Genomic DNA, 23,589 nt, shown 5'->3' with positions numbered 1-23,589 from the left:
GCTCAGACCTGGGTGCGGAAGACCTCTTGGTACGCCTCGACCGCCTTCGTGCGGATCTGGTTCGCGAGCTGCATCGCCAGCTGCGCGCGCTCGACGGCGAGCACGACCGCGGTCGGATCGTCGGCCTCGCCGGTGGCCAGAGCCCGGGCGGCGTCGCTGGCGTTCTGTTGCGTCTGGTCGAGCGCCGACAGCGCACGGCCGAGCAGGTCGCCGAAGTCGCTTGCTTGGGTTCCGGCGGGGGCGTCGATCGCCGCCTCGCGGCCCAGCCCGCCGACCGACGGGATCGACCACTCGTTGGCGCTTACGGGATCGGCTGGCGTCATCGCAGGATCTCGAGGGTGCGGCTGAACATCTGCTTCGCCGTCTGCATCGAAGTGACGTTGGCCTCGTAGGCGCGCGAAGCGGTGATCAGGTCGACGAGCTCGCTAACCGGGTTGACGTTGGGCATGCGCACGTAGCCGCGCCCGTCGGCGTCGGGATGCCCCGGGTCGTAGACCAGTGGTCCCGGCGTCGTGTCCTCGACGATGCCCGCCACCTCGACACCGGCCGCTCCGGCCATCCGGCGCCCGAGGACGGCGGCGAAGCCGCCCGGCTCGGCGGAGCGCAAGAGCACCAGCTTGCGGCGGTAGGGGCCGCCCGCGGCCGAACGGGTGCTCTGCGCGTTCGCAAGGTTGTCGGCCGCGACGTCCATCCGCACACGTTCGGCGGTGAGGCCACTGCCGGCGATGTCGATCGCTGCGAACAGGCTCACTCTCTCCCCCTCCTTCCGCTCTCTCCGATGCCAGCGGCGACGCTCACCGCACAAGCCCCATCGCCGACTCCAGAATTGCGATACGCGCGCGCAGGACGCGGGCCAGCGCCTCGTACTCGAGCCCGTTCTTGGCGATTTCCGCCGCCTCGCGATCAGGATCGACGGTGCTACCGTCGGCCCGCACCGCCCCGGCGGAGACGTCGACCTGTGGCGTGAACGCCACGTGCTCGACGTCGCCGGTTGCGAGCGCTCCCCGGAGCGCGGCGTGGAAGTCGAGGTCGCGCCGCTGGTAGCCGGGCGTGTTGATGTTGGCGAGGTTCGACGCGAGCAGCTCCTGGCGCTGTGCCGCACCGCGAAGTGCGAGCTCCAGCGCGCTTTGCGTGAGATCGAAGAGCTGCATCCTGGACGGACCTCGAGGACGGACGCCCCGGTATTCGTCCGCTACTGCCCGCGCTTGAGATCAGGCGCTCGCCTCGATGCGGCCGCTACCTGCCCTAGGAACCGCCCGGTAGACGGATCGCAGCCTGCGTCCGCGCTCGTGCCCAGCGAGCTCGACGCCGATCGTTTCGCGCGCGCGGGAGAGAGCGAGGAGCGCGGCCTTCTGGAAAGCAAGAGCCGCCGCGAGCTCTTCGGCGCTCAGCTGCGGCGGACCGGCGCCACCGCTGCCTTTGGTCGCAAGCCGTTCGATCGCTCGGATCTGTTCGAGCACGCGGACCGCGTCGCCGGCGAGCGCGGCGTCGTAGACCTGGCGCCAGAGTTCAGCGAGCGAGAGCCCTTCGTCGCTTGCGGCGCTCATGCGCGCACAGCGCCACCGGGCGCGTGTGCCCCCGTCTCGCTTCGCACCGTCCGGCTCGCCGCATCGAAGGCTTCGCCGAGCTCGCGCAGCCACCGCGCGACGCGCGCCACCGCGCCGCTGTCGCGCGCCAACCGCGCGTCGGCGAGCTGGCGCTTGCAGAAGACGTAGATGCCTTGCAGGCGCGAGGCGATTTCGCCCTGGCTCAGGTCGAGTGTCGCGAGCAGTTCGTCGAGGATCGCGTCGGCGCGGTTGAGGTTGTGGTGAAAGGCGGCCGTATCGCGCGATTCGAGCGCCAGGCGCGCGCGCTCGAGGAAGCGAACCGCCCCCTCGAACAGGAGCACCACCAGCCGCTCGGGAGGTGCAGTCAGAACTTCCTGCTCGCGGTAGGAGCGGGCACTCGCGTAGGGCGTCTTCACGACCCGGTGATCGGCGCGGTCGGCGTGTGTTTTAGCTCGCGCGCGACCCCGCAAGCTCTGTCAGCAGCGTTCCGCTCGCCGCAGCGAGCGACTTTTGCTCGAGCGCGGTCGTGGTGGTCGCTACGACGAGCGGAGCATGCCGGCGAGCTGCGCCTGCAGCCATGAGCCCTGCGCTTGCACCGCTTGCAGGGCTTCCTCCATCGCCGTGAACTGTGCGCGCAGCTGCTGCTCGCGCAGCTCGAGGCGGCGGTCGATAGCGGCCATGCGGTCTCGTATGGTCGAGATCTCGCTGCTGATCGAGGTTTGGCGTTGGTCGAACACACCGCCCGGTCCAGCCCATGCAGCGAGCGCCGTGTCGAGCCGCTGGGCGAAACCGTCGCTGCCGGCTACTGCACCGACCAGCTTCTGCACGCCGAGGGGATCGGCATCGAGAGCGGCGTCGAACTTGGCCTCGTCGAACGTCAGCCGACCCGCGACGGCGTTCGGGTTGATCGTGCCCGAACCGGTGGTGGCGCCTGTGGAGATACCGATCTCGGCGAGCTCGTCGCGGTCGGCAGCGAGTCCCGCGACGGGGTCCGAAACGAGTTGCCGCAGCTGTCCGACAAGGTCGCGCAGAGAGCTGTCGGCGTACAGCGCACCCTTGCGTGCGTCGGTCGTGGTCTTGGGGTTCTTGACCGGGGTTTCGGCGAGGTCGTCGCGGACGAGATCGAGCAGCGAGTTGTACGCGTCGACGAACGCCTTGACCTTGGCTTTTACGGCCGCGCGATCGACACCGGGTGGAGTCACGTTGACGGTGACTGTGGTGCCGGGGCTCGCTGCGCGCAGATCAAGGGTCACCCCGGCGATGGCGTCGCTGACGCGGTTCGACGAGCGCGTGTAGAGGACACCGTCGACCTTGAACTGGGCGTCTTGCGCAAGCCGCGCCGCCCCAGTGTCTTCGCTCAAGAAGCTGGCGTTCGCCGTGAACGCGCCGCTCGTGCCGGTCTGGCGGCTCGAGAGCACCAGCTTGCCCTGCACGACCACCGCATAGACGGGGGCGTTCTCGTCGGCGTTGATCTGCGCTGCCAGGTCTTCGATCGTCGTGCCGGCGGCAACCGTCGTGCTCCACGAGCCGATCGTGAGCGTGTCGTCGCTCGCCGGCGCGGTGTAGTCGTAGGTGCGCTGTTCGGCACGCGCAAGCTGCAGCACTTCGACCTGGTAGCCGCCGGGACCGGCGGCACCGTCCAGTCTCGCCTCGACGATCGTGTTGTGGCTCGTCGAGATCTGCTGCACAGGTGCCCACGTGGCACTCGAGCGCAGCGCGGCGACGGCGTCGCGGAGCTGGTCGGCGCGCGCGTCGATCGCAGACAGCGCCTGTTTGCGAGCATCGAGGCGGGCCTGTTGCAGTTCGAGCCGCGTGCGCGGCTGGCGCTCGATCGCCAGCAGCTGCTGGATGATCGAGTTGGTGTCGAGCCCGCTCGCTAGGCCGCTGAAGCTGAAAAGCGGTGTAGCCATCTATCTCACCGAACTCCCGGCGGTCCGATCCCGAGATCTGGCGCCGTCGCGATCCCGAGCGCCGTGCTCGGGGGGACGCGACGCACCAACCTGCCTTCCAGATCGCGCACCTCCACGACGACCCGGCCTGTCTTTTCGTCGATCAGGAAGTGCAGCTCGCGCCCGAGCGCCCGCAGCTCGTCGAAGAGGTTGGCTGCAACCGCCATCTCCTGCTCCACCTCGAGCGGCAGCGGCGTGACGTGCGCCGGCGCAAGGGCACCGCGCGCACTCTGCGCGCGCTCTGTCGCGCCGGCTCCCGTCGCCTTTTCGCCATCCTTGGCTCGTTCGCGCACCGTGGTCGGGGGGTAGAAGCTCGCCTGCGTCACCGCTGCCGTTGTTCTCTCGATCGCTCCCATGGCATCCGTGCTCGCTGGGTACGACCCTCCCTGCCGGTCGGCCGTGCCCCGCTAATCGGCAGATGCTCGCGCGTCTTTAGGTCGTCGCGTGCGAGCTGGACGCCGAATCGGCAGCAAGTAGCCGCTCGTGCATGCGCACGCAGCGCGGGTCGGTCGGCGCTCGTTGGCGGGCCTCCTCGGCGAAGACCAGCGCGTCTTGCAGCAGACCTTTGGCGTAGGCGACCTGGGCGAGACCGAGAAGCGCCTCGGCGTCGGGCCCGAAGCGCTCGCACGCCGTGATCCACTCTTCGGCAGCCGAGTCCAGAAAACCGTGACGAAGATATATGCCGGCGAGGATCTCGTGGCGAGCGCGAGCGTCGATCGCGCAGCGCTCGAGGAGCTGCACGAGCAGCGCGAACTCGTCGATCTCGCGCACCCGCGCGAGCGCATCGAGACAGCGGGCGACGAGCGCTGCTGACTCGGCCGCCAAAAGACCGGGTTCGCGGCCGGCGGCGAGCGCCGCCCAGCCCTCGAAAGCCGCGTGCTCGTGCGCCGGCAGCAGCGCGCGCGCGCTGGCGAGACGGTCAGCGATGCGGCTGTCGCGCGCGACGAGCCGCGCAAACAGCTCGCAACGGCGAGCGGCGGGCGAGTGGGGATCGTCATCGGCCACCGCCTCGGCCACCGCGGCCGCTTCCTGCCAACGCTTGAGGCTGAGGAGCGCCTCCCCCAAAGCAACGCGCGCTCGCCCGTTCCTCGGCTGGAGCTCGACTACACGGCGGAACCGCTCCTCCGCGGCTTCTACGTGGCCGGCCTCGTACAACGCGACACCGGTCAAGAACAGGACGGTCGGTTTCGTGTTCAGCTGACCCTCAACGTCGCGTGCCACGCGCTCGGGACCGCCGCCGTTGCGTGTGATCAGCGTCGCGGCGAACAACACCGCGGACGGGTGGGCGACACCACCTGCGATCGCTCTCAGCGCCTCGCGCTCGGCGGCCACGAAGTCCCCGCGGCGAGCGAACACCTCGGCCAGGCCCATACGCGCCAGGTGACTGCCGCAGCCGCGGATGCTCGTGTAACGCGCCGGCGCTTCGCCCATCTCGAGGCAGCGCTCGAAGGCCCGCTGCGCTTCGTCGAGCCGACCGCGTTCCTGCTCCACCCAGCCCCGCTCGAACACCAGGTCGGTGAAGTCCGGAAACAGCGCGAGGCCTTCCTCGATCACCGCAACTGCACGATCGAAGTGGCGCAGCTGGCGGTGGGCGAGCGCCAAACGGGTGTAAAGGGTCGGCGTGAACTGCAGCACGCGCGCGCCACCGTCGCGTTCGAGCAGTTCGCGCGAACGTTCGAGGTGGCGCACCGCGGCGGTGAGGTCCCCCACAGCCAGGTACTCGGAGCCGAGGTTGAACTCGAAGAAGGAGTCGGGCTCTCGCTCCTCGGCTTGGCGCTGCAACAGCTCGATATTGCGGCGCGCCTTGTCGCGTGTGTCGCGCACGACGCCGAGGTACCCGAAGTGCTCGACTCGTACGTCGGTCTGCTCGATCCGTTCCGGCAATCCGCTCGGCAACGCCCACGCGAACTGCTCGTGCAGCCGACCGCGGAAGCGGTACGTGGGGCGGTTGCGGAACATCCTGAGCGCCGCATGGGTCACGGCGGTGCCGTGTTCGAGCTCGCCGGTGTAGCTGGTCTCGACGAGGTGGAAAGCCTCGCGCCACACGCGCCCGGCTAGAGCGCGCAGTTTCGGCACGTCGTCCTCGACGAGCACCTCGTCGGCGTCGAGAAAGAGGATCCAGTCGCCTGTCGCGGCCTCCACCGACACGTTGCGCGCGTCGGCGAAGGAGCCGTTCCAGGGGAAGTCGATCACGCGCGCCCCGAAGTCGCGTGCGATCTCGCGCGACCGATCGGAGGAGCCGGTGTCAACCACCACGATCTCGTCGACCGCCGGTCGGACCGCCGCCAAACACCGCGGCAGCACCTCCTCTTCGTCCTTGACGATCATGCAGAGGCTGATGCGCAACCCCTCGGCCGGCCGTGCAGCTGCGGCTAGCTCGCGGGCGCGACCGTCAAGGCGAGCGCATGTCGCTCGCGCTGCCGCCGAGACTCGCACGCGGCCACGGCGGCGGCGGGCAGCAGCGAGGTTGCGCTGCGCGTCGGCGTGGTTGGGATCGAGACGTACGGCAGCGGCAAACAGCGCCGCGGCCGTGTCGCGCGCGCCCAGCTCGTAGAACGGGATCCCGGCGTAGTTGAGCAGCACGGGCTCACGGGGCTCGCGCGCGAGCACGTCGAGGGCCACGCGGCACATCTGGATATAGAGCGACTCGAGACGGCGCGCGTCCGCGCGGCAGGTTTCCGCGAGCGCCGCCTCAAGCAGCAGCTTGCGTCCGCGGTAAGGCTCATGCGGAGCAGCGAGCTCGTCGCAGGCGCGCAAACAAGCGTCGATCTCGGCCCGGTCGAGAGCTGCCCAGGCCCGCCGCGCACGTGCCGCCAAAGCAGCCGTCTCGGAGACAGCGCTCGCAGGGCTCGCCGCCCGCGGAGTGTCGGACAAGGGCTTCAGGCGGAGTCCCATCGTCCCCGCATTCGCCATCTGAGCCGTGAACTTGACCCCGAGCGCCGGACGATCGTCCAGCCTGTCGCCAGCCGTCGCTCAGGTTTCTGGGCGTCGAGCCGAGAGGTATCACCACGGGCAGGGCCGGCGCGGGACCGGCCGAGGGACCGAGATCCGAGGAAGCTCGGGTTTGTTGCCGCCGTCGGGCTCTGTTCGACATAGGAACCGCCCATCCGTGGACAAATTCGACGGCCGTAGCCGTCCTTAGCGGGAGGAAGGACTGGCGAACCATGCTCAAACTGGAGATCAAGGATGTACGCAGGCCCGCGGCGCACGACGTCTTGGCGCTGTGGCGGGAGTACAAGCGAACCGGGTCGATCCATTTGCGCAACCGCCTGGTGCTGACGTTCGCGCCGCTTGTCAAGCACATCGTCTACCGCAAGATCCGCGAGGTGCCGGTGAACTGCGAGGTCGAGGATCTGATCTCGTGCGGTCTTGTCGCGCTGATCAACTCGATCGAGCGCTACGACCCGGACAAGGGCGCCACGCTCGAGCAGTTCGCGTGGACGCGGATCCATGGCGCGGTCCTCGACGAGCTGCGCCGCCAGGACTGGGCGCCGCGCTCGCTGCGCGCTCTCGACCGCCAGATCCGCAAGGTCGACCAACACTTCATGGCCGTCTACCAGCGCCGGCCGACAACGCGCGAGCTGGCGGACGCCCTCGGGATCGACGAGGACGAGCTGCGCAAGCGCCGCGCCGCGCTCGAAAACGCCGAGCTGGCATCGCTCGACCAGGTCGTAGCGAGCGACGAGGACGACACCGAGATCGAGCGCATCGACACCCTCCAGGCGGACGCGCGCGACAGCGATCCCGAACGGGCAGCTGCGCTTCGCGAGGCCAAGGCGCGCTTCCGCCACGCGTTCCGCGAGCTCTCGCAGCGCGAGCAGGAGGTAGCGGTGATGCTCTACGCGAAGGGCCTGACGCTGCGCGAGATCGGCGAGGTGTTGGGCGTTTCCGAGAGCCGCGTCTGCCAGATCCACGGCCGGCTCAAGCAGAAGCTGCGCAGAGCGCTGGCCGACCACGAGCCGCTTTTCAGCGAGGTCGCCTAGCCGGCTACGACGGAGCACCGTGCCGGATCTGCCGCTTGCGGCCTCCGCCGAGTGTGGGCCCGGTGGCGCGGGTCGGCGGCGGCGTGGCGTGCGCCGCGCGCCACCGGCTATCCGCTCTGCAGTCGCCTATCAAGCTGGTACGCCCACACAAGTAGCTCAGCGACCGCTGCGTACAGCTCGGGGGGGATCTCGCTGCCGAGGTCGAGCTTGGCGAGCGCGTCGACGAGCAGCGGGTCCTCGCGCACCGGCACGCCGGCAGCGCGCGCGGCGGCGACGATGCGCTCCGCGAGCCGGCCGCTTCCGGTGGCCACTACGCGCGGGGCTGAATCGATCTCGCGCCGGTAACGGAGCGCGGCGGCACGCTTGCGCTTTGCCGACACTGGCCGTGGACGGTGCTGGCTCACCCGCTGCCTCACCCCCGCACTGGCGTCCGCGACCTATCCGTAGGCATCGACCGGCTCCCTCCGGGCGACGAACTCAACGGCGACGTCGCCCGGAAACGCTTGGCGCAGCGCACGCTCGAGATCGCCGTGCGTCGTCATGGCTAGGTCGAACGCCTCGCCATGTGCGAGCGCAACCCGCACGCGCAGGCTGTCTCCCACCGCCTCGGCGTGGAAATCGAGATCGCCCGCGTGTGGCGCGCGCAGCGAGAAGCTGACGGCACAGGTGCGCTGCTTGCCCGGCACGGGGCGGCGAGCGGCACGCTCGTCGCTCGCGTGCCTAACGAGCGCCCAGCCCCCGGGGAGCACGAGGGCTTGATCGGGATGCTGTTCGCTCGCTTGGGCGCCTTGGGGTTGCGGCGGCTGCGGCTGCGAGTTCGCCGGTTCGCCCACCATGCGGAGCACAAGCTCGTTGGGATCGGCGCGCTCGACGCGCACGCGCAACCGCTGGCCTGCACTGACGTGCGAGGGAATACGAGCGTCGAGCAGCATGCCTGCGAGAGCAAGGGTCCCGCGCTCGCCGTTGCGTTCTACGACGCGGACGCTGAGCACACGTCCAGGCCAGAGGACGAGGTCCGTCAGCGCTGCGCGCACGAGCACGATCGCCGATGCCTGCACGCTCCAGTGATCGGCACGAGCGCTAAAAGCGAGCAGTCGAGCTCCGATTACCGCGAGCGTGGAGCGCGGGCTCTACATCGCAGCCTCGGGAATGCTCGCCGAGCTCGTGCGCCAGAACCTGATCGCGAATGATCTCGCCAACGTCACGACTCCCGGCTACAAGCCCGATCGTGCGTCGCAGCGGAGTTTCGCGGATGTACTGCTCGTCAACAGCCGCAGCGGCCAGGCTGTGGGCCCGCTCGGGCTGGGCTCGGTGATCGCGCAGCGCACCACCGACTTCTCCCCCGCCCCGCTTCGCGACACGGGCGAACCGCTCGACTTCGCGATCGAGGGCGAGGGCTTCTTCGCTGTGCGCACCCCACAGGGCGTGCGCTACACGCGCAACGGTCAGTTCCACCGCTCGGCGCAGGGCACGCTCGTCGACGCGCTCGGGAACGCGGTGCTCGACCGGGCCGGTCGCCCGATCACGGTCGGAGCGGACGGCCGCGTCGATCCGCGCCAGCTCGCCACGTACGAACTCGCCGGCGCTCGCAAGGTGGGCGACAACTACGTCGTCGGCCGACCGGTCGGAGCCGGGGCCAGCGTGCGTGCCGGTGCGCTCGAAGCCTCGGGTACGAACGCGGCGCGCGCGATGGTCGACATGATCGCCTCGCTGCGTGCCTACGAGGCGGCCCAGCGCGTGATCACGACGATCGACCAGACGCTCGAACGCACCGCCACGCAGGTAGCTGCGATGCCGGGCGCCTAGCGCAGCCGTCCGCCGCGCGCGGTCGCGCGCCTCGCCGCTTCTGGACGCTCGCTGGCCACCTTGCCATCTAGCGGCCGACTACCGGGAGCAGCGCTCGCACCCGGCTGACGCGCACCTTGAACCCCTCCTCGTCGTTCGGGCGCAGGTAGGGAGCGTCGCGGCCGAGCAGCTCGAGGCGCACCCGGTCGCCAGCCGCCAGCCGCCACCCTGTGCCGAGCAACTGGAAGCGAACCGCGCCGCGCTGCTTGGCTCGCAGGCGTACGGCACCACGACCGATCAGCCGCATCTTGCCGTCGCGGCCGACGGACCAGAGGCGCGCGACCACATAGGCACGGCCGGCGCTCGCGCGTACCCGCATGCTGATGATGGGGAGCCCAGCAACCACGGTGGTGCGCCGCACGCGCCGCTCGAGGACCAGAGTGCCCCGCGCCTTGGTCGGCGTCACCGCCGCACACGCTCCCCCACCACCGATCGGATCGATTGTGCGCCCGACAGTCGGATCGCCGCCGTCGCTCGTCACCGTGCCCGATGCCCGCGACGCCAGTATTAGCCGCCCACGCGCGAGCGAGTCCCAGCTGCGCGCGCGCAAGGGACGCGACGGGGTACTTTCGGGACAGCTCTGGAGGAACGCTGTCACTGCGCCGTTGCCGGGCCCGCCGCGGCGACCGCGCAGGAAGCGATCGAAGAAGGCGAGACCCTGGCGCAGGAACACGCCCTCTTCACCCAAGCGCGTCTGCGCCCGCGGATGGCCGAGGTCGCCGATCTGCAGCGCCACGAAGCCGCGCCTACCTGAGCCGGCGAGACGATATGCGTAGACCCCGTCGATAGCGGGGAAGAGATCGTCCGTCCATCCGTTTTGGATCAACAGCGGGGCGACAGCGCGGCGACGGTCGGCCACGCCGGCAGCGCCGTGGTAGCGGGTTAGCTCGCGCACCAGGCTGCGCGCCGCAGGCGTTTCGCGCGCGGCATCGGTGATCGCTTTCCACGTCGTCAGATCGGCCGTGGCGTCCGCGCCCGGGGGCGCCAGGTAGGCGCTGATCGCAGCGAGCGAGTAGAGACCATTGATGTAGCTCTGCTTGGGAATACCGAGCGGCTCCCAGCTCGCACCTACCCGCGCGCGGCGAGCGTCGCTGATGCGCCCGTTGAGGGTGAGAGAACCCGCGAGGTCGGCCGTCCCCCACCGCGCCCACGCCGCCCGCAGCGTCAAGAGCCGGCCCTTGGGACTGCGCCAGCGCACGAGCTTGCCGTTGCGGAGCCGAACACGGTCGCGCAAAAAGGCCAGCTCGAGGCTTTGGATGCCGCCGTAGGAAACGCCGGTCGCTCCGAGCGCCCGCGGGTCGGCGATGCCCTGGTCGACGAGCAGCCCAAGGAGATACTGGGTGTCGCGGATTTCGTAACGCTGGTCGGCGAGATGGGTCCAACCGCGCTCGCACCCTGCGGTGCGCGAGGCGGGCACGCCGCAAGAGCGGCCCCAGCCGCGAGCGCTGTAGTTGACGACCGCGTAGCCGCGGCTCGCGAGCGCGACGTTCGAGTAGGCGCTGTTTGCGCTCGCCGACTCGAACATCGCCTTCGAGCCGCCCCACCCGTGCAGCATCACGATCGTCGGGAACGGTCCGTCGCCGCTCGGGGGTAGCGTCACGTCGACGTCGAGCGGAACGCCGTCGAAGCTCGGCACGCGCTCGCGGTCGTCACGTGTCGGGCAGAACCGCACCCCGGACAGCGGCGTGCAGTCGTGCCCGAAGGGTCTCGGTGCAGCGACAGCATCGGCGTGCGCGACGCCGAGCAGCGCGAGCACGGAACCCAGCGCCAGGGCCGCACGAAGAGAGCGCACTGCAAGGGGCATCACTTCCTCCTTTCCCCAGAGGCGACCGGGGCGAAAACCGCGAACACCCTAACTCAAGGCTGCGAGCGTGCGTCCGACTACCGGGGCAACCAGAGGAGAGCGGGCGCCGGCTGGACCGCCGCGCGGAGGTCGACGCCCTTAACCGGAGGAGTCTGCCCCATGCTCGAAGGCCTGTATTCGGGCGCTGCTGGAATGCTCGCGCAGCAGCAACGCCTGGACGCGCTGGCCAACGACATCGCCAACCTCTCGACCCCGGGCTACAAGCACCTGCGGGTCGGTTTTCGCGATCTCCTCTACCGGCAGGACGGCCCGGCCGCTCTCGGCGGTGTCGAGACAGGTAGTGGCGCAGCGGCCGTGTCGAGCGGACGGAGCTTTGCGCCAGGAGCGCTCCGTCAGACCGGCGAACCGCTCGATATCGCGATTCAAGGGCGCGGCTTTTTCCGCGTGCGCCGTAGTGACGGAACGGTCGCCCTCACCCGCGACGGCTCCTTCAAAGTCGATGCGCGCGGCGAGGTGGTGACAGCTGCCGGCGAGCCGCTCGTGCCGCCGATCCGCCTCCCGGCCGGAGCGCACCCGCAGCAGGTGCAGGTCGCGACCGATGGCACGGTGACCGTCGCCGGCCGTCGCGTGGGCCGGATCGAGGTGGTCGATGTGCCAGCGCCCGCCGAACTGCGCCCGGTCGGCGACAACCTCTTCGTCGCGACGGCCGCCAGCGGTGCCCCGGCGCCGGCTCGCGGCGCACAGCTCGTGCAGGGCGCGCTCGAGCAAGCCAACGTCGATCTGGGTGAAGCGATGGTCGGCTTGATCGAAGCCCAGCGCGCCTACCAGCTCGCCAGTCGCGTGATCCAGACGCACGACCAGCTGCTCGAGATCGCCAACGGGGTTCGCAAGTGACGTTCGTCAACGAGCAGATCGTCGCGCTCGGCACCGGTAGCGCTGGCGCCCACGCGCTACCGTCCGTCGCCCGCGCGGAGATCCCGTCCGCGGTCCGCAAAGCGGGCGCCCAGGCGGTCGCGACCTACCGCGCTGCGCTGGCGTTCGAACAGCTGCTCGTGCGCGAGCTGCTCGACAGCGTCGACCTGGCCGGCTCGACCAGTACCGCGCAGCCGCTCGTCGCCGGCCGCGTCGCGGACGCGCTGGCCGAGGCGGTCACGAACGGGCACGGTCTCGGCATCGCAGACGAGCTCTACAGGGCGCTGCGCGTTGGCAGCGACGCTGCGGGAGCGGAGGCGCGGTGATGGCGACGCACGCCCGCCGCAACATGCCTGGGCCTGTGACGCCTGCGCACCCGCCCGCCGAGGCGCCGGCAGCCGGAACGGCGGTCGTGCACAGCGACGGGCTCGGCGAGCGGCTCGTGCGCCACCTCGATCGGCAGATCGCCGCCGCCCGCAAACTCCTCGCCTGCGTGCTCGAACAGGGGCGCGCGATTCGCGAGCGCGCGGTCGATCGCACGGTGGCGGCCGCTGCTGCGGTGCGCAACGAGGTCGAGCAGCGTGAGCAGCTCGAGCGCGAGCGCGCCGAGCTGCTCGCAGAAGCGGCGCGTGCGCTCGGCACGGAACCCGATGCGGTGACGCTCGAGGCGATCTGTTCGCTACTTGACCCCCGAACCGCGGAGGCGGCGCGGCATCGTTCGCACGAGCTGCGCGGTCTGCTCGCCGAGATCGCGCGCGAGCATCAGACGAACCGCATCCTGTTGCGCCAGGAACTGGCGTTCCTCGACCACCTATTGCGACTGGCAAGCGGGCCGCAAGGGGCTGCCTACCGGCCGGACGGCGATCTCGTCACGGCTGCCCCGCACGTGCACCGGGTAATCGATCGGAGGGTGTAGACGGTGCCGACGATCTCGACGTTCCTCGGCTTGCAAACAGCCCTCCGCGGGCTTCTTGCGCACCAGCGTGCGCTCGACGTCACCTCGCACAACATCACGAACGCCAACGCGGCCGGCTACACGCGCCAGGAGGCGACGCTCGGTGCCTCGCTGCCGCTCGAGCTGCTGCCGGTGCAGACACAGTCGTTCGGCGGCGCGCAGCTCGGCACCGGCGTCGAGGTTCACGAGTACCGCCGCTTGCGCGACCAGTTCCTCGACTTGCAGGCGCGCGGATCGGCGACGGCCAAGTACTTCGCCGACGCGCGTGCCACCTTGCTCGGCCAGATCGAGGAGGCGCTCGCCGAACCCTCCGACAACGGCATCCAGGCCGAACTCGCGAACTTCTTCGACGCCTGGGCGAAGCTCGCGAACAACCCCGAGAGCGCGGCCGCGCGCCAGGCCGTTCTGGCCCAGGCGGGTTCGCTGGCGCAGGCGGTGCGCGACCTCGACGCGCGGCTGTCGGCGATCGCCCAGACCGCCCAAAGCGAGTTCACGACGACCACTCAAACGGGCGGCGAGGTCGAGCAGCTGGCGCGCGAGATCGCACAGCTGAATGTGGCGATCGCGCGGGCGGTTCAGCTTCGCGAACAGCCGAACGATCTGCGCGACCGCCGCGACCTCTTGCTCGATCGTCTCGCGCAACTTGCGTCGGTGCAGGTCCAGGACGATCCCGCCCGACCGGGGAGCGTCGATGTACTCTTCGGCGACGCAGCAGCACCGCTCGTCAGCTACGACACCGTCACCTGGCCGCAAACGCTCACCTCTCCAGGAGGCCGCTTGGGCGGTCTTTTGGCCATCGCAGCGAGCGGCGGCACGGTCGACCAGTACCGCGCGCAGCTCGCGACCTTCGCGCGCAACCTCGCCGACGCCGTCAACGCGCTCCACGTCACGCCGTTCTTCTCCTACACCGCCGGGAACGAGGCGGCGACCCTCGCTGTGGCCGTCACTTCGCCCGCCGGCGTGCGCACCGGAACGAGCGGCGCTCCCGGCGCCAACGACATCGCGCTGGCGATTGCCGCGCTGCGCTCGCAAACGGCCGGTCCCGTCGACCAGTACGCGAGCTTCGTCGGCACGATCGCCAACGACGCTCGCAACGCCAACAACGAGGCTGCGCGCACCGCGGCCGTCGCCGAAGCTGCCGAGCAGCGTCGCCAGTCGGTGCACGGCGTATCGCTCGACGAAGAGATGACAGCGCTGGTTCGTTTCCAGCGCGGCTACCAGGCGTCGGCAAGAGCGCTCACGACGCTCGACGAGACGCTCGACGTGCTCATCAACCGCACCGGGAGGGTCGGTCTGTGACCTACCTGCGGATCACCGAGTCGATGGTCGAGCGCTCGTCGCTCGCCGACATCCAGAGCGCTGCGCGGCGGCTTGCCGACGCTCAGCGGCGCGTGTCGTCGGGTCGCGACCTCGTTCGCCCCAGCGACGATCCGCTGCGCGCGGCCAAGGCGATCTCGCTGCGCAACGAGTTGGCGCTCGTCGGCGAGCTGCGGGGCAACGTCGACGACGCGATCAACTGGCAGGAGGTTGCTGACCGAGCATTGAGCAACATCGGCGACTACCTGCAGCGAGCGCGCGAGCTGATCGTGCAGGGCGCCAACGACCCGGTCGGCCAACGGGGTCGAGAAGCGATCGCCACCGAGATCGACCAGATCATCGACGCGATCAAGCAGGAGGCGAACGCCACTTACGCCGGCCGCTACATCTTCGCTGGCACAGCGACACAGACCGCCCCGTACACGCCCGGAGGGCCAGACACCTACAACGGCGACGCCGGTGTGATCGAGCGAACGATCGGGCCCGGCGTGCGCATTCCGGTGAACGTCGTACGCGGCGGCGCACTACTCGGCCAGGGACAGGTCGCCAACGACGGGCTGATCCTCGACACGTTGCGCGACGCAGCCGACCAGCTGCGCAACGGCACGCCGGCGGATCTCAACGCACTGCGCTCCACGACTCTCCAGGCGCTCGACCGGAACATCGACGAGCTGTCGCGCGCGCGTGCCGAGATCGGCGCCACCCAGCGCCGCCTCGAGGCGGCGGGATCGCGCCTTGCCGACCTGGAGCTCACGGTGCGCACGTTGAGCTCGCAAACCGAGGACGCCGACATGGCAGAGGCGATCACGACCTTCGCTAGCCAGCTGACCGCTTACCAGGCCGCGTTGCGCGCGACCGCGAGCATCGTCCAGACGTCGCTGCTCAACTTCCTGAGGTGAGGAGAGGACCGATGAAGATCACAGTAGCCACGACCCGCTTCGGCGAGATCGAGGTGCCGCCCGAGTCGGTGGTCGAGTTTCCGCACGGGATCGTCGGTTTCGACAGCCGCCGGTTCACGCTCATCGCTCGCAGCGAGAACCCCGTGTTCCTGTGGCTGCAATCGCTCGACGAACCGGATCTCGCCCTGCCTGTCACGAACCCCTGGCTGTTTTTCCCCGACTTCGAGCTCGTCGTCGGCGACCCCGAGCTCGAGCGGCTGGGTATCGACCGCAGCGACCTCGACGTCTACGTGGTCGTACAGGCCGGTCCGAAGCTCGAGGATTTCAAGGCCAACCTGCTCGCGCCGATCGTGATCGGAGGCGGGCGCGGCTGGCAGGTGATCAACGAGTCCGACAGCGCTCGGCTGCGCGCGCCCCTGTTCGAGGAACGCACCCACCAAGCGGCTTGAAACGCCCGAGAGGAGCCGGATTCCGATGCTTTCAATAACGCGACGGCCGGGGCAACGAATCGTCATCGGCGAGGACATCGTCGTCGAGGTGACCGAGGTCAGCGGCTCGACCGTGCGGCTGTCGATCGACGCGCCGCGCTCGGTCCCGATCTACCGCGAGGAGATCTGGCTCGAGGTCAAGCGTGCCAACGAGGAGGCGGCGCGAGCCGCCGATGGCGACGTACCGAGCGAGGCTCTCGACCGGCTCGCCCGGTTGAGAGCGCAAGCGACAAGCAAACAACCGCAATAGGTCAAGGAGAGACAATGCCATGTCACTGAGGATCCAGAACAACGTCGAGGCGCTCACCGCGCACCGGCAACTGAGCGGCACATCCGAGCGGCTGCGCAAGTCGATGGAGCGCCTCTCGTCGGGCTACCGCATCAACAAGGCCGCCGACGACGCGGCCGGGCTCGCGATCAGCGAGCGGATGCGCGCACAAATCCGCGGTCTCGCCCAGGCTCAGCGCAACGCCCAGGACGCCGTGTCGATGGTGCAGACCGCGGAAGGCGCCCTCAGCGAAGTGCACGCGATGCTCCAGCGTGTCCGCGAGCTGGCCGTGCAGTACCGCAACGGAACGCTGTCGGCGAGCAACCGCCTGTCGATCCAGTCCGAGGTCGACCAGCTCTACGCCGAGATCCAGCGGATCGCCCAAAGCTCGCAGTTCAACGGCATCACGCTTCTCGCGGCAACGGGCGTGGTCACGTTCCAGGTGGGAGCGAACGACGGCGAAGTGATCACCGTGTCGACGCTGGACCTCGTGGGGGCGCTCGGCACCGCGGCGTTCTCGCTGAACATCGCGAACACGCAAGATCTCAGCGAGATCGACCAAGCGCTCGACGTCGTCAGCGCGCAGCGAGCACAGCTCGGGGCCGTGCAGAACCGACTCGAGCACCTGCTGAACAGCATCGCTGTCTACCACGAGAACCTGGTAGCGGCCGAGTCGCGCATCCGTGACCTCGATATGGCCGAGGAGGCGGTCGAGCTCACCAAGCTCCAGGTGCTCCAGCAGGCGGGCACGGCGATGCTCGCCCAGGCCAACCAATCGAACTCTTCGGTGTTGCAGCTACTGCGCGGCTAGCACGCTCGCTACGACAGCTCGCGCGCACACGCCAAGGCCGCCGCGAGGTCGGCGGGTAGCGGCGACTCGAACTCGAGTGTCGCGCCGCTCGCGGGGTGGTCGAAGCGCAGGCGCGCGGCGTGCAGAAACTGGCGCGCGAGCCCGAGCCGCACACCGAGCGTGCGCCCGCCGTATACCGGGTCGCCGACGACCGGGTGACCGATCGCTTCGAGGTGCGCGCGTATCTGATGGGTGCGGCCGGTGACGAGCGCCACCTCGAGCAAGGCGGTGCGCGCGTGCCGTTCGCGCACACGGAAGCGTGTGAGCGCCGGGCGTGCGCCCGCACCTGCGACCGTGCGGCGGGTGCGGCGGCGCCGGTCGCGGCCGAGCGGCGCCTCGATCAGCCCTTCGCTAGCCGCCGGGTCGCCGGCGACCAGCGCCAGGTAGACGCGCTCGATGCGGCGCGCGCGCAACGCCCGTGCGAGCTCCTCGTAAGCCTCGTCGCTGCGCGCCACGACGAGGAGCCCCGAGGTGTCGCGATCTAGGCGGTGAACGATCCCCGGCCGTTGCGGGTCGCCGCCGGCGGCACCCCGTTCGCCCAAGAAGCGATCTAGCGTCGGTGGCTTTACGCCCGGCGCGCCGTGCACGGCCACACCCGCTGGCTTGTCAATTACGAGCAGGTGTGTGTCCGCATAGACCACGCGCACCGGCGGCAGCTCGGCTTCGTCGCACACCGGCTGGCTCGCGGGTGCCGCGATGCTGACCACGTCGCCACCCACTAGGCGTCGCGCCCGGTCGGCCGGACGCCCGGCGACGCGCACGCAGCCCGCGTCGATCAGACGCTGCGCTTCGCTGCGGCTGCGCGCCACACCCAGCGCGACCAGCGCCCGGTCGAGCCGTTCACCGGCGAGCTCCGGAGGGCAGACGAGCGACCGCTCTGGCATTGCCGGTCGGGCACTCACGCCCCGCGTTTGGGCAGGGAGCGAGGAGCGCGCTCGCTAACGACTACGAACCCCGCCACACCGAGCACGATCGCGGTATCCGCGAGGTTGAACGCCGGCCATGCCACCGGGTCGATGAAATCGATCACGGCCCCGATCCGCGCGCGGTCGGCGAGGTTGCCGAGCGCCCCGCCGACGATCGCCCCCACCGGAAGCCACAGCCACGAAACGTTGGCGTTACGGACAAAGTGGGCAACAAGGAGCACCAGCGTCACGGCGACGAGCCACCCGATCGTGTCGCCGAAATCGCGCAGGGCGCCGAACGCGACCCCAGTGTTGTAGGTGAGCGCCAGGTCGAGCCCGGGTACGAGCGCGACACGCTCGCCATCGCCGAGCAGCGACACGACCGCCTGCTTGCTCGCTTGGTCGAGCGCCACCACGATCCCCGAGAGCGCGAGCGCAGCGGCGATCCGCTCGGTCGCTCCCGAGCGCGCCCGCGCCACCACTAGCCGCGGACGACGCCGACGACCAAGCCACCCACCACCATCAGCACGATCGTCGCCACCAGCGGGCTGAGGTCGAGGCCAGCGGGCCCTAGCTGGAGCGGCGGCAAGACCCGACGAAAGAGTCCGAGGTACGGCTCGGTGACGTCGTGGACGAACTGCACGAACGCACGCAACACGGGGTTGAACGGCAGACGCGGGAGCCACGACAACAACACACGGACGAAGATCAGCAGCACGTACAGGTAGAGCAGCGTTTCGAGGTAGCGCGCAACGTCAGCGCGCGAGATCGCGGCGATGACGCTCACGACGTCGCGACCTTTCCCTCCGCGGCGGCGAGCGCCCGCGCGACTGCCCGCCCGAAACCGAGCTCGTCGAGCTCCCGCAGCCCGCGCTCGGTCGCACCTCCAGGGGTAGCTACGCGCCGCTCGAGTTCCGCCGGTTCGATCCGTTCCGCGTCGAGGTAGGCGAGCGTCCCGCCCGCGGTCAGGCGCGCGAGCCTGCCCGCGAGTTCGGGATCGAGACCGAGGCGTGCGCCCGCCGCAGCGAGCTCGGCCAGGAAACGGGCCACGAAAGCTGGCCCGCAGCTAGCCAGGGCCATAACAGCGTCGAGATCGCGCTCCGCCACCTCGACGACCTCGCCTGCGCGCCCCAGCAGCGCACGCAGCTCGTGCTCGGGACCATCGGCCGCGCGCGGTCCGGGCACGTAGCCGATCACGCCGCGTCCAACAGCGACCGGCAGGTTCGGCATCAGGCGGTAGAGCGGAACGTCGTCGCCGAACTCGGCGGCGAGCGCCGCAAGCGGCGTGAGCGCGAGCACGGACGCAACGGCGGCGACGTGTCCGCGGATCTCCCCCGCGACGGTCTGCAGCTGTGCGGGCTTGCAACACAGCACAACAAGATCGGCACGTTCGGCGAGCTCACGGTTGGAGCTGCACGTCTCGCCACCGACGCGCTCGGCGAGCGCTTGCGCGCGAGCGCGGTCGGGATCGTGGACGAGCACCGGCTCGCCGATGCCCACGGCCAGCGCCGTAGCCATGTTGCCCGCTCCCACGAAGCCCAGCTTCATCGGTTGCGAAGCCTAACCGCACGTCCGGCACCGGCCCGTCGCAGTGGATCGCGACCCACGACCGGCGCCGAGCGCAGCAGACGGGCCTGCCCGAGCTAGGACTGGTTGAAGAACCCCTTCTCGATCAAGCGCGCGCGCTCCTCCGCCGACACCTCGACGTTGCGCGGAGTGAGCAGGAACACCTTGTCGGCGATCCGCTGCATCCCTCCGTCGAGGGCGTACGTGAGGCCTGACGCGAAGTCGATCAGCCGCTTCGAGAGGTCGGTGTCGGTCTGCTGCAGGTTGATGATCACCGGGATCTCGTTCTTGAACTGGTCGGCGATCTCTTGCGCGTCGTTGAAGCTTTTCGGCATCACCAAGTGCACTTGTAGCTCGGGGCCGCCGCGGCCATTGCTCGCGACGGCGCGCAGCGGTCGGGAGCGCGTCGGCGGTTCGTCGGCAAAGATGTCGTCGAAGTCGTCGCGCGGCCGCCGCCTGCTGAGGCGACGTACGTTGGGCCGTTCGCGGTACCGCTCCTCGAGCACGTCCTCGGGCTCGGGCTCAGCGGCAGCTTCGTAGCGCGGATCTTCTTCCTCGGCGAGCCCGAAGAAGATCAGGGCGCGGTGCCAAGTGTCTCGGAGCGACATGTCCCCGTCCGTTTCGTGCGTACGAGCGGAAATCCTGCAAAGCTGCCCGTCCGCTGTGAACGAACCTAAAAGTAGCGCAGACCCGACGACCGCGAGCAGCGCGCGAGCAGTGGTGGTCGCGCGCCGCACGGCGCTTGGCGAGCTCGTTCTTCGTGGCGAGGCGTTCGGTGAGGGGCTGCCGGTGGTGGGCCTGCACGGGCTTACGGCGACACGCCGCAACGTCTTCCACGGCTCGCTGCTGCTTGCGCGCAGTGGCACACGTCTCGTCACGTACGACGCGCGCGGACACGGCGACTCCGACCCCGCTCCGCGACGCGACGCCTACGGCTACGACGAGCTCGTAGACGACCTCGAGGCCGTCGTCGCCACGGTCGCGAGAACCCCGCCGCTTCTGGTTGGCGTTTCGATGGGCGCAGCTACGGCGCTCGCAGCCGCGCTCCGCAGCCAGGTCGAGGCAGCAGGTCTCGTGCTCGTCACACCCCCGGCGCTGTCGCGCCACGACGAGCCGATCCCAGTCGACGAGCTCGCCGCCGCGCTCGAAGTGGGCGACCTCGACCGAGCCGCCAGTCTGGCACTACCCGCCGCGCTCGCCCCGCGCTGGCGAGCGGTGGCGCACGCTGCTGTGCGCCAGCGTTTCGCCCGCCACCGTCAGCCGCGCGCCGTCGCCGACGCGCTGCGGGTGGTGTCGCGCTCCCCGCTGCCCTTCGCCGGCGGCGACCTGGCGCGCCTCGAGCTGCCGGTGCTCGTCGTCGGCTCGCGCGACGACGCCGACCCGCTCCACCCGCTGGCGGACGCTCGCGAGCTCGCTGCCGCGATCCCCGCGGCCGAGTTCGTCGTCGAGGACGAGGGGCGATCGCCGCTCGCCTGGCAGGGCGCGCAGCTCGCGCGCGTCGTGCTGGCGTTCGCCGAGCGCCACGGCTTGCTGTCGCGGGGTCGCTAGCCGCAACTTCCGCTCGCGCACCGGCCGTTGCTCGGCCGTTCGCGCGAGCCCAGGCGGGAGCGGTCAGACGAGCAGGGAGCTGCCCAAACGGATGATCGTGGCGCCCTCCTCGACCGCCACCTCCCAATCCTGGCTCGTCCCCATCGAGAGCGTGCGCAGGCCGTGGCGTTCGGCTAGTTCGCGCAGGGCACGGAACCAGCGGCGGTTGCGCTCGGGGGTGTCGGCGAGCGGCGGCATCGTCATCAGCCCCGCGACCGGCACCGGACAGCGGGCTAGGAACTCGCCGAGACGTTGGGGCGCAATCCCTGCTTTGCCCTCCTCGCCCGCGACGTTGACCTGCACCAGCACAGCACGTGCCGGGTAGCGCTCGAGCTCGCGTAGCGCGGACTCGCTCGCCAGCGAGTGTATGAGACGCACCCGCGGAGCGACCGTGCGCACCTTGCGGCTCTGCAGCACGCCGATGAAGTCCCACTCGAAGAGCTCGCCGTGCGCCTCCTGTTTGGCGACGAGGTCCTGGGCACGGTTCTCGCCGACCAGGCGCACCCCCGCTTCGGCCAGCAGCGGCATCTGCTCGCAGGCGACGTACTTGGTCGCGACGAGAATCTCGACCTCGCCCGGGTCACGACCGAGCTCTGCGATCCGCTCGCGCACGCGCTCGAGGCGTGCGGCGACGCGGCGCGGATCGACGTCGTAGCGGCGCTCAGCCACCGTCCCGCACCCGCTGTTTGACGACGAGCACACCCTGTCGGCCGGTGGCCGCGCCGTCACGTCGGTAGGAGAAGAAGCGCTCGCGCTCGCACGCCGTGCAACCACTGAGGCGCCGCACGTCGCGCACGCCGGCGGCACGCAACTGCTGTTCGCACACCACAGCAAGGTCGAGGCGGTCGCCGCGCACAGCGCCGTCGTAGCCGGCGAAGCGCGCCGCAACCTCGCCGCCGACGCGGTAGCAGCAGGGGCCGATCCCCGGCCCGATGCAAGCGACCGCCCCGGCGCCGAGCTGGCGTGCCGCGTTGACGACGACACCGGCTGCGAGACCGCGCCAACCGGCGTGGACAGCGGCGACGGTGGTGCCGTCGGCGAGCGCCACCGGCAGACAATCAGCGGTGAGGACGAGCAGCCCGACGCCGGGCTCGTCGGTCACGTGGGCGTCGGCGCGCGGCGGTTCAGCGACGGACGCGTCGGCCTCGTCGTCTCGGCGGGCGGCATCGCAGCTGCCCGCCCTCCAACGGTGCACACGCCCGCCGTGCACCTGCAAAAGCCAGCGCAAACGGCCCGCCTCGACTCCCGCGACAGCCGCCAGTCGCCCCCGGTTCTCTGCGACACGCGCAGGATCGTCGCCGCTGCCGAGACCGAGGTTGAGGGTCGCAAACGGCCCGGAGCTGACACCGCCCCGGCGGTCCGAGAAGTAGGCCGTCGCCCCGGGCAGCTCGACCGCGACGGGTCGCGGCCAACCGTCGCTACGTTCGCTGAAGCTCACTTCGCGTCGCCACCCCGGCCCGCGGCCTCCTCGGCGAGCCTGACCTCGGCTAGGGCCGCCGCGAGCTCCTCGTCGCGGCCCGACACGCGGCCGTCGAGTTTCATTCGCAACACGGCCCGCAGCGCCTGGCCGATCAGGGGCGATTCGGGAACGCCCGCGGCGACCAGGTCGCGCCCCGAGATCTCGAGCCGCACGTGACGGAGCCGGTTTACGTAGTCGGCGATCGCCCGCTGCGGAGCGCCTAGCGCCAGTGCGACGGCGAGCGCCTCGGGCGGCTCGGGCGCCAGCAACTCGTAGATCTGAGAGGGCCGTAGCTCGCCGATACCGAGAAGGGTCGCGAGCTGCCGGCCGCGGCGCGCAGCGCGCTCGACAGCGTCCCGCTCCGGCGCACGCAGCGCCAACTCGTCGAGCCATTCGCGAGCGCCCTCGGGGTCGCGTGCGAGCAGCGCCGCGAGCGCGCTCAGCCGTCGGCTCGCCCCGACGACGTTGGCGGCCAACGCGGCATCGGCAGCGAGCTGCGGGTCGGCAGTGAGCGCAGGGTGCAGCGAGCGATCGATGCCGAGCTCGCGCATCCGCCGCAAGGCGCGCGGGATCAGCTCGATCTCCTCGAGCAGCGGCAGTAGCTCGTCGCGGACGCGCGGACCTGACACCAAGCGCAGCAGCGAGCGCGCAGCGGCCTCGCGCGCCAGCCGCTCGGTCTCGGGGTCGAGCTGGAAACCGAGGCGCGTCTCGTAGCGAAGCGCGCGCAGCAGCCGTGTCGGGTCGTCGACGAAGCTGCGCTCGTGGAGCACGCGAACGATCCCGGCCGTCAGGTCGCGCACGCCGCCGAAGGGGTCGTGGAGATGACCGAGCTCGTCGCCGTGCAGAGCGATCGCCATAGCGTTGATCGAAAAGTCGCGGCGCGCGAGATCTTCGGCGAGGGTCGCGGGCTCGACTTCGGGGAGCGCACCCGGGCGCGGATAGCGCTCCTTGCGGGTCATCGCCAGATCGACCCTCAGGTCTGGCGCGTGCACGGTTGCCGTGCCGAAGCGATCGTGCCCCACGACGTCGCCGTCGAGGCGACGGGCGAGCTCGCGCGCAGCCGATCGCGCGTCGCCCTCGACGGCGAGATCGATGTCGAGCGAGCGCTCGCCGAGCAAGAGGTCGCGAACCGCACCGCCGACCAGGTAGACGGGTGGCAGCCCGTCGAGCGCCGGCAACAGGCGCTCGATCCCCGGGATCCGGCGAACGCGCTCGCGCAGATCCTCTGTGGAGACGCGTCGCACCTCCAAGACCG

30 protein-coding genes are annotated in these 23,589 nt (G+C 70.3%); 11 read left to right on the top strand and 19 right to left on the bottom strand.

Annotated features, from left to right (window positions below; genetic code table 11):
* Nucleotides 1-2: 2 nt before the first annotated feature.
* The 8 genes from fliE to JDY09_RS04710 form a co-directional block, all read right to left on the bottom strand.
* A complete protein-coding gene (gene fliE, locus JDY09_RS04745; RefSeq protein WP_274717926.1) occupies nt 3-323 on the bottom strand; it encodes a flagellar hook-basal body complex protein FliE in 321 nt (106 codons plus the stop codon).
* Nucleotides 320-751, bottom strand: a complete 432-nt coding sequence (gene flgC, locus JDY09_RS04740) for a flagellar basal body rod protein FlgC (RefSeq protein WP_274717924.1) — start codon at nt 749-751, stop codon at nt 320-322. The genes fliE and flgC overlap by 4 nt, the downstream gene beginning before the upstream one ends.
* A gap of 43 nt (nt 752-794) precedes the next feature.
* Entirely contained in the window at nt 795-1,151 is a 357-nt protein-coding gene (gene flgB / locus JDY09_RS04735) for a flagellar basal body rod protein FlgB (RefSeq protein ID WP_274717923.1), read from the bottom strand.
* A gap of 60 nt (nt 1,152-1,211) precedes the next feature.
* Complete coding sequence (locus JDY09_RS04730; protein WP_274717922.1) at nt 1,212-1,547, bottom strand: hypothetical protein; 336 nt, start codon at nt 1,545-1,547, stop codon at nt 1,212-1,214.
* Nucleotides 1,544-1,963 carry a flagellar export chaperone FliS gene (gene fliS, locus JDY09_RS04725; protein WP_274717920.1) on the bottom strand — a complete coding sequence of 140 codons (420 nt, stop codon included), beginning with the start codon at nt 1,961-1,963 and terminating at the stop codon, nt 1,544-1,546. Before fliS ends, JDY09_RS04730 begins: the two co-directional genes overlap by 4 nt.
* Nucleotides 1,964-2,083: 120 nt before the next feature.
* Complete coding sequence (gene fliD, locus JDY09_RS04720) at nt 2,084-3,457, bottom strand: flagellar filament capping protein FliD (protein WP_274717919.1); 1,374 nt, start codon at nt 3,455-3,457, stop codon at nt 2,084-2,086.
* Nucleotides 3,458-3,462: 5 nt separating this feature from the next.
* Nucleotides 3,463-3,852: a flagellar protein FlaG gene (locus JDY09_RS04715; RefSeq protein ID WP_274717918.1), complete on the bottom strand. Its 390-nt coding sequence runs from the start codon at nt 3,850-3,852 to the stop codon at nt 3,463-3,465.
* Between the two features lie 76 nt (nt 3,853-3,928).
* Complete coding sequence (locus JDY09_RS04710) at nt 3,929-6,391, bottom strand: TPR domain-containing glycosyltransferase (RefSeq protein ID WP_274717916.1); 2,463 nt, start codon at nt 6,389-6,391, stop codon at nt 3,929-3,931.
* A gap of 269 nt (nt 6,392-6,660) precedes the next feature.
* On the opposite strand from JDY09_RS04710, the gene JDY09_RS04705 reads away from it, so the two are divergent.
* Nucleotides 6,661-7,479: a sigma-70 family RNA polymerase sigma factor gene (locus JDY09_RS04705; protein ID WP_274717915.1), complete on the top strand. Its 819-nt coding sequence runs from the start codon at nt 6,661-6,663 to the stop codon at nt 7,477-7,479.
* 107 nt (nt 7,480-7,586) lie between these two features.
* Here the strand turns inward: JDY09_RS04705 and JDY09_RS04700 are convergent, their stop codons facing one another.
* Both JDY09_RS04700 and JDY09_RS04695 read right to left on the bottom strand, forming a co-directional pair.
* Nucleotides 7,587-7,883 (bottom strand): EscU/YscU/HrcU family type III secretion system export apparatus switch protein, encoded by a 297-nt coding sequence (locus tag JDY09_RS04700; protein ID WP_274717913.1) that lies wholly within the window; start codon nt 7,881-7,883, stop codon nt 7,587-7,589.
* Between the two features lie 33 nt (nt 7,884-7,916).
* Nucleotides 7,917-8,537, bottom strand: coding sequence for a hypothetical protein (locus JDY09_RS04695; protein WP_274717911.1), 621 nt, complete (start codon nt 8,535-8,537; stop codon nt 7,917-7,919).
* Between the two features lie 58 nt (nt 8,538-8,595).
* Here JDY09_RS04695 and JDY09_RS04690 point away from each other — a divergent pair, with 58 nt between their 5' ends.
* On the top strand, nt 8,596-9,285 hold the full coding sequence (locus JDY09_RS04690; RefSeq protein WP_274717909.1) for a flagellar hook-basal body protein: 690 nt from the start codon (nt 8,596-8,598) through the stop codon (nt 9,283-9,285).
* A 67-nt stretch (nt 9,286-9,352) separates the two neighbouring features.
* Here JDY09_RS04690 and JDY09_RS04685 read toward each other — a convergent pair whose 3' ends face one another.
* The gene (locus tag JDY09_RS04685) at nt 9,353-11,128 is read right to left on the bottom strand and encodes a CocE/NonD family hydrolase (RefSeq protein WP_274717908.1); all 1,776 of its coding nucleotides are present in this window, start codon (nt 11,126-11,128) and stop codon (nt 9,353-9,355) included.
* A 159-nt stretch (nt 11,129-11,287) separates the two neighbouring features.
* Between JDY09_RS04685 and JDY09_RS04680 the strand changes: the two genes are divergently transcribed.
* The 8 genes from JDY09_RS04680 to JDY09_RS04645 are packed head-to-tail and all read left to right on the top strand — an operon-like array spanning nt 11,288 to nt 16,778.
* Nucleotides 11,288-12,022, top strand: coding sequence for a flagellar hook-basal body protein (locus JDY09_RS04680; RefSeq protein WP_274717906.1), 735 nt, complete (start codon nt 11,288-11,290; stop codon nt 12,020-12,022).
* Nucleotides 12,019-12,366, top strand: coding sequence for a hypothetical protein (locus JDY09_RS04675; protein ID WP_274717904.1), 348 nt, complete (start codon nt 12,019-12,021; stop codon nt 12,364-12,366). The genes JDY09_RS04680 and JDY09_RS04675 overlap by 4 nt, the downstream gene beginning before the upstream one ends.
* Nucleotides 12,366-12,956, top strand: a complete 591-nt coding sequence (gene flgN, locus JDY09_RS04670; RefSeq protein WP_274717995.1) for a flagellar export chaperone FlgN — start codon at nt 12,366-12,368, stop codon at nt 12,954-12,956. The genes JDY09_RS04675 and flgN overlap by 1 nt, the downstream gene beginning before the upstream one ends.
* Before the next feature lie 3 nt (nt 12,957-12,959).
* Complete coding sequence (flgK, locus tag JDY09_RS04665) at nt 12,960-14,294, top strand: flagellar hook-associated protein FlgK (RefSeq protein WP_274717902.1); 1,335 nt, start codon at nt 12,960-12,962, stop codon at nt 14,292-14,294.
* On the top strand, nt 14,291-15,211 hold the full coding sequence (flgL, locus tag JDY09_RS04660; protein ID WP_274717901.1) for a flagellar hook-associated protein FlgL: 921 nt from the start codon (nt 14,291-14,293) through the stop codon (nt 15,209-15,211). The genes flgK and flgL overlap by 4 nt, the downstream gene beginning before the upstream one ends.
* 11 nt (nt 15,212-15,222) lie before the next feature.
* The gene (fliW, locus tag JDY09_RS04655) at nt 15,223-15,660 is read left to right on the top strand and encodes a flagellar assembly protein FliW (RefSeq protein WP_274717900.1); all 438 of its coding nucleotides are present in this window, start codon (nt 15,223-15,225) and stop codon (nt 15,658-15,660) included.
* A 25-nt stretch (nt 15,661-15,685) separates the two neighbouring features.
* Nucleotides 15,686-15,949: a carbon storage regulator gene (locus JDY09_RS04650; RefSeq protein ID WP_274717898.1), complete on the top strand. Its 264-nt coding sequence runs from the start codon at nt 15,686-15,688 to the stop codon at nt 15,947-15,949.
* Between the two features lie 19 nt (nt 15,950-15,968).
* Nucleotides 15,969-16,778 carry a flagellin gene (locus tag JDY09_RS04645; RefSeq protein WP_274717896.1) on the top strand — a complete coding sequence of 270 codons (810 nt, stop codon included), beginning with the start codon at nt 15,969-15,971 and terminating at the stop codon, nt 16,776-16,778.
* An 8-nt stretch (nt 16,779-16,786) separates the two neighbouring features.
* On the opposite strand, the gene JDY09_RS04640 is transcribed toward JDY09_RS04645, so the two are convergent.
* The 5 genes from JDY09_RS04640 to JDY09_RS04620 all read right to left on the bottom strand — a co-directional run bounded on the left by JDY09_RS04640 (nt 16,787) and on the right by JDY09_RS04620 (nt 19,896).
* Entirely contained in the window at nt 16,787-17,719 is a 933-nt protein-coding gene (locus tag JDY09_RS04640) for an RluA family pseudouridine synthase (RefSeq protein ID WP_274717895.1), read from the bottom strand.
* Complete coding sequence (lspA, locus tag JDY09_RS04635; RefSeq protein WP_274717894.1) at nt 17,716-18,204, bottom strand: signal peptidase II; 489 nt, start codon at nt 18,202-18,204, stop codon at nt 17,716-17,718. Before lspA ends, JDY09_RS04640 begins: the two co-directional genes overlap by 4 nt.
* Nucleotides 18,204-18,509: a YggT family protein gene (locus JDY09_RS04630; protein ID WP_274717893.1), complete on the bottom strand. Its 306-nt coding sequence runs from the start codon at nt 18,507-18,509 to the stop codon at nt 18,204-18,206. Before JDY09_RS04630 ends, lspA begins: the two co-directional genes overlap by 1 nt.
* Nucleotides 18,506-19,270, bottom strand: a complete 765-nt coding sequence (locus JDY09_RS04625; protein WP_274717890.1) for a pyrroline-5-carboxylate reductase family protein — start codon at nt 19,268-19,270, stop codon at nt 18,506-18,508. The genes JDY09_RS04630 and JDY09_RS04625 overlap by 4 nt, the downstream gene beginning before the upstream one ends.
* A 95-nt stretch (nt 19,271-19,365) precedes the next feature.
* The gene (locus JDY09_RS04620) at nt 19,366-19,896 is read right to left on the bottom strand and encodes a cell division protein SepF (RefSeq protein ID WP_274717889.1); all 531 of its coding nucleotides are present in this window, start codon (nt 19,894-19,896) and stop codon (nt 19,366-19,368) included.
* Between the two features lie 109 nt (nt 19,897-20,005).
* Between JDY09_RS04620 and JDY09_RS04615 the strand changes: the two genes are divergently transcribed.
* Nucleotides 20,006-20,836, top strand: coding sequence for an alpha/beta fold hydrolase (locus JDY09_RS04615; protein ID WP_274717888.1), 831 nt, complete (start codon nt 20,006-20,008; stop codon nt 20,834-20,836).
* Nucleotides 20,837-20,899: 63 nt separating this feature from the next.
* Here the strand turns inward: JDY09_RS04615 and JDY09_RS04610 are convergent, their stop codons facing one another.
* Genes JDY09_RS04610 through JDY09_RS04600 form a run of 3 tightly spaced genes read right to left on the bottom strand, consistent with a single transcriptional unit; the run spans nt 20,900 to nt 23,578 of the window.
* Nucleotides 20,900-21,544: a YggS family pyridoxal phosphate enzyme gene (locus tag JDY09_RS04610; RefSeq protein ID WP_274717887.1), complete on the bottom strand. Its 645-nt coding sequence runs from the start codon at nt 21,542-21,544 to the stop codon at nt 20,900-20,902.
* Nucleotides 21,537-22,313, bottom strand: coding sequence for a polyphenol oxidase family protein (locus JDY09_RS04605; RefSeq protein WP_274717886.1), 777 nt, complete (start codon nt 22,311-22,313; stop codon nt 21,537-21,539). The genes JDY09_RS04610 and JDY09_RS04605 overlap by 8 nt, the downstream gene beginning before the upstream one ends.
* Complete coding sequence (locus JDY09_RS04600; protein ID WP_274717994.1) at nt 22,310-23,578, bottom strand: CCA tRNA nucleotidyltransferase; 1,269 nt, start codon at nt 23,576-23,578, stop codon at nt 22,310-22,312. The genes JDY09_RS04605 and JDY09_RS04600 overlap by 4 nt, the downstream gene beginning before the upstream one ends.
* Nucleotides 23,579-23,589: the final 11 nt, after the last annotated feature.

The sequence above is a fragment of the Thermoleophilum album genome, assembly GCF_028867705.1.
Lineage (GTDB): Bacteria > Actinomycetota > Thermoleophilia > Solirubrobacterales > Thermoleophilaceae > Thermoleophilum.
The sequence above is the reverse complement of the archived record's forward strand: the minus strand, read 5'-3'. Positions and strand labels throughout refer to the sequence as shown.

Excerpts from the sequence above, each read along its gene's own strand:
- flgN (WP_274717995.1), top strand. The coding sequence starts at position 12,366 with ATGGCGACGCACGCCCGCCGCAACATGCCTGGGCCTGTGACGCCTGCG.
- JDY09_RS04730 (WP_274717922.1), bottom strand. The coding sequence starts at position 1,547 with ATGAGCGCCGCAAGCGACGAAGGGCTCTCGCTCGCTGAACTCTGGCGC.
- fliD (WP_274717919.1), bottom strand. The coding sequence starts at position 3,457 with ATGGCTACACCGCTTTTCAGCTTCAGCGGCCTAGCGAGCGGGCTCGAC.
- JDY09_RS04645 (WP_274717896.1), top strand. The coding sequence starts at position 15,969 with ATGTCACTGAGGATCCAGAACAACGTCGAGGCGCTCACCGCGCACCGG.
- JDY09_RS04620 (WP_274717889.1), bottom strand. The coding sequence starts at position 19,896 with ATGTCGCTCCGAGACACTTGGCACCGCGCCCTGATCTTCTTCGGGCTC.
- fliW (WP_274717900.1), top strand. The coding sequence starts at position 15,223 with ATGAAGATCACAGTAGCCACGACCCGCTTCGGCGAGATCGAGGTGCCG.
- JDY09_RS04705 (WP_274717915.1), top strand. The coding sequence starts at position 6,661 with ATGCTCAAACTGGAGATCAAGGATGTACGCAGGCCCGCGGCGCACGAC.
- JDY09_RS04685 (WP_274717908.1), bottom strand. The coding sequence starts at position 11,128 with ATGCCCCTTGCAGTGCGCTCTCTTCGTGCGGCCCTGGCGCTGGGTTCC.
- flgB (WP_274717923.1), bottom strand. The coding sequence starts at position 1,151 with ATGCAGCTCTTCGATCTCACGCAAAGCGCGCTGGAGCTCGCACTTCGC.
- JDY09_RS04680 (WP_274717906.1), top strand. The coding sequence starts at position 11,288 with ATGCTCGAAGGCCTGTATTCGGGCGCTGCTGGAATGCTCGCGCAGCAG.
- JDY09_RS04625 (WP_274717890.1), bottom strand. The coding sequence starts at position 19,270 with ATGAAGCTGGGCTTCGTGGGAGCGGGCAACATGGCTACGGCGCTGGCC.
- fliE (WP_274717926.1), bottom strand. The coding sequence starts at position 323 with ATGACGCCAGCCGATCCCGTAAGCGCCAACGAGTGGTCGATCCCGTCG.
- JDY09_RS04710 (WP_274717916.1), bottom strand. The coding sequence starts at position 6,391 with ATGGGACTCCGCCTGAAGCCCTTGTCCGACACTCCGCGGGCGGCGAGC.
- JDY09_RS04715 (WP_274717918.1), bottom strand. The coding sequence starts at position 3,852 with ATGGGAGCGATCGAGAGAACAACGGCAGCGGTGACGCAGGCGAGCTTC.
- JDY09_RS04650 (WP_274717898.1), top strand. The coding sequence starts at position 15,686 with ATGCTTTCAATAACGCGACGGCCGGGGCAACGAATCGTCATCGGCGAG.